The sequence below is a fragment of the Mesorhizobium sp. M0437 genome, assembly GCF_040321335.1.
Classification (GTDB): Bacteria; Pseudomonadota; Alphaproteobacteria; order Rhizobiales; family Rhizobiaceae; genus Mesorhizobium.
In genome coordinates this window covers 1-9,033 of the sequence record NZ_JAMYRK010000116.1, presented here as the reverse complement: position 1 = coordinate 9,033, position 9,033 = coordinate 1, and the positions used below count along the sequence as shown (strand labels likewise).

Annotated in this window: 11 protein-coding genes; 8 read left to right on the top strand and 3 right to left on the bottom strand. The window is 65.1% G+C overall.

Annotated elements, in window-relative coordinates:
• The coding region (locus NKI72_RS33100) for a polyprenyl synthetase family protein (RefSeq protein WP_352852015.1) at positions 1-807 on the bottom strand (807 nt) is incomplete at its 3' end.
• Positions 808-1,233: 426 nt separating this feature from the next.
• Here NKI72_RS33100 and NKI72_RS33095 point away from each other — a divergent pair.
• From NKI72_RS33095 to moaB, 6 genes are all read left to right on the top strand, one after another.
• Positions 1,234-1,458 carry a putative signal transducing protein gene (locus NKI72_RS33095; protein WP_023674082.1) on the top strand — a complete coding sequence of 75 codons (225 nt, stop codon included), beginning with the start codon at positions 1,234-1,236 and terminating at the stop codon, positions 1,456-1,458.
• Entirely contained in the window at positions 1,458-2,258 is an 801-nt protein-coding gene (locus tag NKI72_RS33090; RefSeq protein WP_352852013.1) for a tRNA1(Val) (adenine(37)-N6)-methyltransferase, read from the top strand. Before NKI72_RS33095 ends, NKI72_RS33090 begins: the two co-directional genes overlap by 1 nt.
• Positions 2,259-2,345: 87 nt before the next feature.
• Complete coding sequence (locus tag NKI72_RS33085) at positions 2,346-3,203, top strand: S49 family peptidase (RefSeq protein WP_352501988.1); 858 nt, start codon at positions 2,346-2,348, stop codon at positions 3,201-3,203.
• Between the two features lie 81 nt (positions 3,204-3,284).
• Complete coding sequence (locus NKI72_RS33080; RefSeq protein WP_023674078.1) at positions 3,285-3,470, top strand: membrane protein; 186 nt, start codon at positions 3,285-3,287, stop codon at positions 3,468-3,470.
• 26 nt (positions 3,471-3,496) lie between these two features.
• Entirely contained in the window at positions 3,497-4,399 is a 903-nt protein-coding gene (locus NKI72_RS33075) for a 4-(cytidine 5'-diphospho)-2-C-methyl-D-erythritol kinase (protein WP_352852017.1), read from the top strand.
• Positions 4,386-4,928, top strand: a complete 543-nt coding sequence (gene moaB, locus NKI72_RS33070) for a molybdenum cofactor biosynthesis protein B (protein WP_352540121.1) — start codon at positions 4,386-4,388, stop codon at positions 4,926-4,928. Before NKI72_RS33075 ends, moaB begins: the two co-directional genes overlap by 14 nt.
• A gap of 33 nt (positions 4,929-4,961) precedes the next feature.
• Here the strand turns inward: moaB and NKI72_RS33065 are convergent, their stop codons facing one another.
• Positions 4,962-5,936 (bottom strand): phytanoyl-CoA dioxygenase family protein, encoded by a 975-nt coding sequence (locus NKI72_RS33065; protein ID WP_352830751.1) that lies wholly within the window; start codon positions 5,934-5,936, stop codon positions 4,962-4,964.
• Positions 5,937-6,124: 188 nt separating this feature from the next.
• Positions 6,125-6,628, bottom strand: coding sequence for a glycosyltransferase (locus NKI72_RS33060; RefSeq protein WP_352830753.1), 504 nt, complete (start codon positions 6,626-6,628; stop codon positions 6,125-6,127).
• A gap of 151 nt (positions 6,629-6,779) precedes the next feature.
• Between NKI72_RS33060 and NKI72_RS33055 the strand changes: the two genes are divergently transcribed.
• Positions 6,780-7,934, top strand: a complete 1,155-nt coding sequence (locus NKI72_RS33055; protein WP_254818651.1) for a PA0069 family radical SAM protein — start codon at positions 6,780-6,782, stop codon at positions 7,932-7,934.
• A gap of 167 nt (positions 7,935-8,101) precedes the next feature.
• On the top strand, positions 8,102-8,797 hold the full coding sequence (rnhB, locus tag NKI72_RS33050; RefSeq protein WP_352501990.1) for a ribonuclease HII: 696 nt from the start codon (positions 8,102-8,104) through the stop codon (positions 8,795-8,797).
• Positions 8,798-9,033 lie beyond the last annotated feature (236 nt).

Here is a 9,033-nt window from a genome sequence, read left to right as displayed (position 1 = left end):
CCAGAAGCTGCGCTCGGCCTTGGTGGCGCGCCGATAGGCGTGGAGCACCGGGAGCGTCACCTTGCCCTCGCGGAAATCGTCGCCGACATTCTTGCCGAGATCCTTGCTGGTGCCGCCGTAATCCAGCGCGTCATCGATCAGCTGGAAGGCAAGGCCGAGATTCATGCCGTAGGAGCGAAGTGCCGCGCGATCATTGCGCGTCGCCTGGGCGATGACCGGGCCGACCTCGGCGGCAGCGGAGAACAGCGCCGCGGTCTTGGCCTTGATCACCGCGAAATGCTCGTCCTCGGTGGTCTCGAGGTTTTTGGCGGCGGCAAGCTGCATCACCTCGCCTTCGGCGATGACCGAAGCGGCGCTGGACAGGATGTCGAGCGCTTCCAGCGAGCCGACGTCGACCATCATGCGAAAGGCCTGGCCGAGCAGGAAATCGCCGACCAGAACACTGGCCTGGTTGCCCCAGATCATACGCGCCGTCTTCTTGCCGCGCCGCATGCCGCTTTCGTCGACGACGTCGTCGTGGAGAAGTGTCGCGGTATGCATGAATTCGACCGATGTGGCGAGCTTGACATGGCCGTCGCCGGAATAGCCGAACATCTGGGCGGCGGCGAGCGTCAGCATCGGCCGCAGCCGTTTGCCGCCCGACGAGATCAGATGGTTGGCAATCTCCGGGATCATCTCGACATCGGAGCCGGCCTTCGACAGGATCAATTTGTTGACGCGCCCCATGTCGGCCGCGGTCAGGTCGATGAGGTCCTTTATCGAGGCGGCTTCGCGCTTCCCGTTTTCAATGTTGAGAACGACACCCACGGCAAAACTCCCAACCTCGATATGCACGACGGCAACATGGTCCCTGGACAGACTCTAGGGTGTCACCCACTGCTGCGGCAAGAGGCGAATTGGCGCGCCGGCTCTGGTACATGATCACGCCTACGTTTACATCAACGCCGCAAACTGCGAGTTTAGGGCCATGATCTATCGATATGATCGAAATGGTGTGAGGCCATCCGTCCGGATACGCGGAGCGAAGGCGCAGGAAGCCATTCGGCTTTCAAGTCCTTCGCGACAAAGTAGCCGGGCAGATGGACCACATCCTCCGGACGCCGAAACGGCTGCAAGCTGCGTCGTCGAACCGCTCGGCCGGGGGAAAGACCCCGACCTTCACGCTTCTCCTCGCATCTTCTTGCCGTTTCAGGCGCCATTTCGACCATATCGATAGATCATGGCCCTAATCCGATGATAGAGCTCATCCGCACCAACGACGCCGTCATCATTTCGTTTGTCGAATCGCTGATGCGCGATGCCGGCATCGGCTGTTTCGTCGCCGACCAGAACATGAGCGTCCTCGACGGCTCGATCGGCATCCTGCCCCGCCGTGTCATGGTGGATGCCGACAAGGCCGATGCGGCGCGGCGCATCCTGACGGATGCCGGCATCGCCAACGAGATCCGCCAAAAATAATGTCCGCGTCGCCCGCTGCCCTTGTCCCGGACATGCCGGCTCATACGGTCGATGCCTTTCATCGCGGTCGCTTCTGGCTGGTGCAGCCGAGAAAGGCGGGCCACCGCGCCGGCATGGATGCGATGATGCTGGCGGCTGCCGTGCCGTCCTCCTTCGCCGGGCGGCTTGCTGACTTTGGCGCGGGTGCCGGTGCCGCCGGCCTGGCGGTACTGTCGCGCTGCCCCGCTGCAGAGACCGTGCTTGTCGAGCGTTCCCCGGAAATGGCGGCCTTCGCCACCACCACGCTTGCCCATCCCGGCAATGCGCATCTCAGCGACCGCGCCTCGGTGCTCGTCGCCGATGTCGCGCTGTCGGGCCGGGCGCGAACGGCCGCCGGCCTCGAGGACAACAGCTTCGATTTCGTCATCATGAACCCGCCGTTCAATGCCGCCGAGGATCGCGCGACGTCCGATCCGCTGAGAAAGGCCGCGCATGTCTCTGCGGATGGGCTGTTCGACAGCTGGATCCGCAGCGCGGCCGCGGTGGTCAGGCCGGGCGGCGGGCTGGCCGTCATCGCCCGGCCGGAACAGCTCGGCGCCATCCTCGATGCCATTGCCGGCCGCTTCGGCGACGCCGAGATGCTGGCCGTCCACCCTCGCCCCGAAGCGGCGGCGATCCGCATCGTCGTCCGGGCAGCACTCGGCGCACGCGGCAAACTGTCGATCCAGCCACCGCTTATGCTGCATGCCTATTCAGGCAATGGCCCTTCGGAGCGGGCAGAGCTGATCAATAACGGGCTGGCGTCGCTTTTCGGAGACTGATCCATTCTGATTGCCGGGGTGACGGCATTGCCGTTGGCTGGCGAATTCCTACATGCCTCAAGCAAATCGACCGGAGACCGCCCCCTCGTGAAACGCCTTTTCAACCGCCTGCTGCCGAAATCCTGGCGCTCCGCCGTCGTCACCATTCCGGTCATCCGGCTGCACGGCACCATCATGCCCGGCGGCGGCCAGTTCCGGCCGAGCCTGTCGCTCGCTTCCACCGCCGGCCTTCTCGAAAAGCTGTTTTCCTTCGACGCGCCGGCGGTCGCCATCTCGATCAACTCGCCAGGCGGCTCGCCGGTGCAGTCGCGGCTGATCTTCAGGCGCATCCGCGACCTGGCGAGCGAGAAGAACAAGAAGGTCCTGGTTTTCGTCGAGGACGTGGCGGCATCGGGCGGCTACATGATCGCGGTCGCCGGCGACGAGATCTTTGCCGACCCGTCCTCCATCGTCGGCTCGATCGGCGTGGTGTCGGCCTCGTTCGGCTTTCCGGAGCTGTTGAAGAAGATCGGCATCGAGCGCCGCGTCCACACCGCCGGCCAGAACAAGGCGGTGCTCGACCCGTTCAAACCGGAAAAGAAGGAGGACGTCGAGCGCCTGAAGGCGCTGCAGCTCGAGGTCCACGAGACCTTCATCGACCTCGTCAAGGACAGGCGCGGCAGCAAGCTCAAGGACGATCCCGACCTGTTCACCGGCCTGTTCTGGACGGCCAAGAAGGGGCTTGAACTCGGACTGGTCGATGCGCTCGGCGACATGCGCAGCGTGCTGAAGAGCCGTTTCGGGCCGAAAACCCAGCTCAAGCTGATCACCGCGCCGCGCGGCCTGTTCGGCCGCTTCGGCCTGTTCGGCTCGAGCTTTTCGGCGCCCGATATCGCCGCCGCCGCGGCAAGCGGCGTCATCGATGCGGCGGAAGAGCGCGCGCTGTGGGCGCGCTTCGGGCTTTGAAAAGCCGGTGAAAGCGTCTAGCATAAATCATCAACCGACCCGACCGGCGGCCTTGCCGGCCTTGCGAGGGAGGAGTTTGACATGCCGCAGATCATTTTCTTCGCCGTCGTCGGCATTGCCGCCTATTTCGGCTACCGCTCCTTCGTCAGGGAAGCCGAGCGTGTGACCGCCAAGGTGCGGCGTACCGAAAAGCAGGCCGCCAACGGTACAATGGGAACATTGGTCAAGGACCCGAAGACCGGCGAATACCGTCTGGCCAAGGATTGACCGTCGTCCCCCTCGCGGCCGAGCCAGTGAACGCCGAGGCCAGCATCCGGGCGTCGCATGCGCACGCCAAGATAAATCTCGCGCTGCACGTCACCGGCCAGCGCGCCGACGGCTATCACACGATCGAAAGCCTGGCTGTGTTCACGCGCTTCGGCGACCGCATCGAAACGGAACTTGCCGACAGCGATGGGTTTTCCATGTCCGGCAAATACGCCTCCGCGGTGCCTGTCGACGACAATAATCTGGTGGTGAGAGCGCGCGATGCACTGCGGCGCGAGGCCGGTCCCCAGCACGCACCGGCTGTCGCCATCAGGCTCGAAAAGAACCTGCCGGTCGCGTCCGGTGTCGGCGGCGGGTCGAGCGATGCGGCGGCTGTGCTGCGCGCCCTGGTCCAGACCTGGAGCCTCGACATCGGCGATGCCGAACTGGCGCGGATCGGCCTGTCGCTCGGCGCCGACGTGCCGATGTGCCTCGCAGCCAAGCCGCTGATAGCCCGCGGCATCGGCGACGAGCTGACGCTCGTGCCGGGTTTCCCGGCGCTGGGTCTGGTGCTCGTCAATCCCGGCACTGCCGTCTCGACGGCCGACGTGTTCGAAGCGCTTGGCCGCCGCGACAATGCGGGACTGCCGCCGCTGCCGCGCAACCTCGACTTCCACAGCATCCGCAACTGGCTGGAGATCACCCGCAATGATCTCGAGCCTGCGGCGCGCGCAATCCAGCCCGCGATCGGCAAGGCGCTTTCCGTGCTCAACAAGGCCGGAGCCGGTTTTGCCAGGATGTCCGGCTCCGGCGCCACCTGCTTCGGGCTGTTCGAGACCGGCAATGTGGCCAAGCGCGCGGCCGTCGATATTCGCAGCCGCCATCCCGACTGGTTTGTCGCGGCGACGCGAAGCGTGACATCGGAGGTTGATGCCCATGGCCAGGATTGACGAGAGCCGCCCCTTCGTTCCCGTGCACATCGCAGTACTGACCGTTTCCGATACGCGCAGCCTCGCCGACGACAAATCCGGGCAGACGCTGGCCGACCGCATTGCCGAGGCCGGCCATGTCCTGGCCGCCCGCGACATCGTCACCGACGACCGCGACAAGATCCGCGACAAGGTCCTGGGCTGGTCAAGGGACGAAGCGATTGATGTCGTCATCACCACCGGCGGCACCGGCTTCACCGGCCGCGACGTGACGCCGGAAGCGCTGGAGCCGATCTTCGAAAAGCGCATGGACGGCTTTTCCGAAGTGTTCCACCGCATCTCCTACGACAAGATCGGCACTTCGACGATCCAGAGCCGGGCAACCGGCGGCGTCGTCAACGCCACCTTCGTTTTCGTGCTGCCGGGCTCGCCCGGCGCCTGCAAGGACGCCTGGGACGGCATCTTGAAGCCGCAGCTCGACTATCGGCACATGCCCTGCAACTTCGTCGAGATCATGCCGCGGCTGGACGAGCATTTGCGGCGCGGCTGAGACGAACCGAAGTATCAGCCAAGCGACCTCGGTTTAGCGAATGACCGGCTCGCCGTGAAAACGCCGGCGCGACGGCGGCGACACGCCGAAGCCAACCTCCATCATCAGCCGCGGCGTGAGCGTCGGCACGGTGCCCATATGGAAGCCGAACGGATCCTCGACAAAGCCGAGGCCGGCCGGCCCGGTCAGCGTGACCGGGCTCTGCTCGCCGTAGACGCCCAGCACCTCTTCCGCCGAATGGCCGACCAGCAGCGTCAGCTGATGCTTCAGGATGCGGCGGTTATGGGAGCCGCGGACATAGACATGCGGCCCAGTGTCGGCGTCGACCGGCACCAGGTAGAAAAAGAACTTCAGCATGCGCCAGTCGTCGAGGTCGAAATGGTATTTGCCGAGCGAGGCCATGTTCTTGTCGGCGTCCGAGACGCCACCGGTCGGAAAGCTCCACCAGACGCGGGTGGTGATCAGCTTGGCCTGGCTGCCGAGATAGTGCGCTGCGATATCGAGAAGCAGCGGATCGCGCTGCACGGCGACCGCAGCGTTGCAGTCGAGGACCCGTTCGAAATAGTGACCGCTGAGCAGCGGGCGGCCGAAATGCTTTTCGGCATCGGCGTGTTTTTCGGGCAGGAATTCCAGCCGACGGTCGAAATTGCCGAAGCATGGCGTGCGCTCGGCGAAGCGGACAATCTCCTCATGGATGGCGGCCGGCAGCATCAGGCCCGAATAGAGCCCCTCCGTCCGCAGCGCGCCGACGACGGCATCGCGATCGACGCCGGCGAACATCGTTTCACCGACATTGCGCGCCGGCGGAACGGGCTTTGCACCGCGCCAGTGCAGGCGCCGCGCCGGCATGGTGCGGGCCAGCATGAACATCGGCAGCCATGCCGGATTCTCGCGAAGGTCGGAAAGATAGGTCGGGATGCGGGCGGCGATGCGGCGCAGCGTGCCGCCGTTTCGTGCGATCGCCTCGAGGCTTGCAGCGCCGGACTTGTCAGGGCTTGAAAGGGTCATCGGGGTCCTCAAAATGTCGAGGGAACAGCATCGACGTTAGTCGTCGCCGCTCCGGCACACCCCAAACCCTATTCGCCCATATCGCGGGGAATGGTAACCCCCGGCCAGATTTTGTGCAATGCACAATAAACGACGACCCGCCAGAAAATGTGCTTGGGCGGAGTTCCCATAACCGGGACGGTAAGCCGTCACTTCCGCGGCGCGACCCAGATCTCGGCGTGGAGCCTCCTGGTCGCCAGGCCGCGGGCGATCGCTTCGGCGCTGCGGGCGTTCTTCGACAGCGCCGCGGCCTGACGCTTGCTGATCACCAAGCCTTCGGCGAGAGCGCGATTTCCGGCAAAGACGCGCGACAGGAACGGCGTGCGGCTGCCGCGTGCCCGCGAGAACCGCGCCGCCATGGTTTGCCTGGCGGTATGGGCGGCGACCTCGTCGATCCAGCCCTCTCCCAGCCGCGCGCCCGGTTCCAGCAAGAGCAGCCAGTCGCCCTTGGCCTGCCTGATGCCGGCGGCGATGCCGCCGCTGACATAGTGGCAGCCGGCATGTTCGGCGACGCGGTGCGTCTGATCGGTCGAGCCGGTGTCGCAGACGAGAACGTCGCGCACCACGCCTTCGACCGCGCCGCCGATCAGCGAGGCGAGCGTGCGGGCAAGGCCCTCCTCGTCATTCAGGGTTTCGATCAGGACGCTGAGCATGTTTAGCCGAATAGCGGAAAGCGGTGGGCAGCGCCAGTTTTTGCGGCGCACCGCGAGAAAGTTCTTGCTTTGTTCTCATCGATACGATAGGAATACATTCATGAGCAGAGCGATTCGACAGCGGGCGGACAGTCCCTGGGAAAGGGCCAAGATGGAACAGATCGTGCGTGCCGATATTGCAGCCTTCGGCGCTGGCAGGGCCGAAATGGCGAATGCGATGATCGAGCAGAGCGGCATGCGTGTCCGTCCGGACCGCAATCGCGGCAGGTCGGCGGGCATCAATCCGTCCGGCCGTTTCGAGCCGGTCAGCCGGCATGTGTTCGACGATGGATGGAATTCGCTGGAGGAGCTGCCGCCGTTCAAGACCGAGGTACAGGTCGAGAAGCCGCGCACCATCATCACGCGCAACGAATCGCCCGACATCTCCTTCGACCGCTCGATCAATCCCTATCGCGGCTGCGAACATGGCTGCGTCTATTGTTTCGCGCGGCCGACGCACAGCTTCATGGGCCTGTCGCCGGGGCTGGATTTCGAATCGAAGCTGTTTGCCAAGCCGGATGCGGCGCGGCTGCTCGACAAGGAATTGTCCAGGGATAATTACCAGCCGCGCACCATCGCCATCGGCACCAATACCGATCCTTATCAGCCGATCGAGAAGCAATACCGGATCATGCGCGAGATCCTCGAAGTGCTGGAGGCGCGCGGCCATCCGGTCGGCATCGTCACCAAGTCGGCGCTGGTGACACGCGATATCGACATTCTGTCACGCATGGCCGAACGCGGGCTGGCCAAGGTGGCATTGTCGGTGACGACATTGGACAGGATGCTGGCCAGAACGATGGAGCCGCGAGCGTCGACGCCGACCAAGCGGCTGGAGGCGATCAGGCAGCTTTCGGATGCCGGCATTCCGGCCTCGGTGATGGTCGCGCCGATCATCCCCGGACTGACCGACCCGGAGATGGAGCGCATCCTCGATTCGGCGCAGGCAGCGGGCGCGCGCGAGGCCGGCTATGTGCTGCTGCGCCTGCCGCTGGAGGTCGCGCCGATCTTCAAGGACTGGCTGCTGCGCCACTATCCCGACCGCTATCGCCACGTCATGTCGCTGATCCGTTCGATGCGCGACGGCAAGGACTACGATTCGGAATGGGGCAAGCGCATGAAAGGCTCCGGTCCCTATGCCTGGCAGATCGGCCGGCGTTTCGAGATAGCTGCCAAACGGCTCGGCCTCAACGCCGAGCGGCGCTCGCTCAGGACCGACCAGTTCGTCCCCGCCGCCAAGGCTACCGAGCAGCTGATGCTGCTGTGACAAAGCGTCTCGCGCCAGCCGCTTGAAGCGGCCGCAGCAGGCGAAAAATCCCGTCCGGCCTGTCCTGTCCCCGGGCTTGCAGACGGTAGCCCCCTCCTGGTCCGGTGCCCCGCCCGACCCGGAGGGGACTTGCGGAGAATCGGAGCCGATGCGAACCTCGCCGCACCATGGCTCGCCCGCGTTCCGATTCTCCGCTTCTCTTCGAAATCGTCGAGAAACCCGACTTCTCGTTCGAGACGAGGGCGATGGCCGAAGGCCTTTGGCCGGTGGCGGGGATGGACGAGGCCGGCCGCGGCCCGCTCGCCGGGCCGGTGGTGGCGGCAGCGGTGGTGCTCGATCCCGCCAACATCCCCGACGGCCTCGACGATTCCAAGCGGCTGACGCATTTGCAGCGTGAGGCGCTGTTCCTGAAAATCCTCGGCTCCGCGCTCGCCGTATCGATGGCCTCGGTCAGCGCCGAAGGCATCGATGCCTCCAACATCCTCAAGGCCAGCCTGGAGGCGATGCGCCGTGCCGTGGCCGGCCTGTCAATCCGGCCGAAGCTGGCACTGGCCGACGGCCGCGACGTGCCGCCCGGCCTGCCCTGCGAGGGCAAAGCACTGATCAAGGGCGACCAGCGCTCGCAGTCGATCGCCGCAGCCTCGATCGTCGCCAAGGTGATGCGCGACCGCATGATGTGCGGCTGCGGCAGCCATCATGCGCGTTACGGCTTCGAACTGCATATGGGCTACGCCACTGTCCGCCATCGCACGGCGATCGATCTGCACGGGCCAGTGGCACGGCTGCACCGCGCCTCCTTCGCACCGTTCCGGTTCGGCGGCACCGAGGTGCTGGAGGAAGAGGGTTTTTCGGGTTTGGATTGAGCGATTCGGCAAGGTGTGATCTCGCCCCTCGAGGGGGAGATGTCGCCAAAGGCGACAGAGGGGGTCGGTACGTTCTGGAGTTGTGTGCGTCAAGTTCTGCAAAATGGCGTGGCATCGCGGTGACGGCGGCGGGTCCGCCGCGCTGCCCCCGTGTTTAGCGTAGCGGCGGACACATGACGGTGCTCAGGCGGCCAGGGCCCTCAGGCTCTCCTTCTTGTGCTCGCGCAGATGATCCA

Excerpts from the sequence above, each read along its gene's own strand:
- NKI72_RS33095 (WP_023674082.1), top strand. The coding sequence starts at position 1,234 with ATGATAGAGCTCATCCGCACCAACGACGCCGTCATCATTTCGTTTGTC.
- NKI72_RS33090 (WP_352852013.1), top strand. The coding sequence starts at position 1,458 with ATGTCCGCGTCGCCCGCTGCCCTTGTCCCGGACATGCCGGCTCATACG.
- NKI72_RS33080 (WP_023674078.1), top strand. The coding sequence starts at position 3,285 with ATGCCGCAGATCATTTTCTTCGCCGTCGTCGGCATTGCCGCCTATTTC.
- moaB (WP_352540121.1), top strand. The coding sequence starts at position 4,386 with ATGGCCAGGATTGACGAGAGCCGCCCCTTCGTTCCCGTGCACATCGCA.
- NKI72_RS33065 (WP_352830751.1), bottom strand. The coding sequence starts at position 5,936 with ATGACCCTTTCAAGCCCTGACAAGTCCGGCGCTGCAAGCCTCGAGGCG.
- NKI72_RS33060 (WP_352830753.1), bottom strand. The coding sequence starts at position 6,628 with ATGCTCAGCGTCCTGATCGAAACCCTGAATGACGAGGAGGGCCTTGCC.
- NKI72_RS33055 (WP_254818651.1), top strand. The coding sequence starts at position 6,780 with ATGGAACAGATCGTGCGTGCCGATATTGCAGCCTTCGGCGCTGGCAGG.
- rnhB (WP_352501990.1), top strand. The coding sequence starts at position 8,102 with ATGGCTCGCCCGCGTTCCGATTCTCCGCTTCTCTTCGAAATCGTCGAG.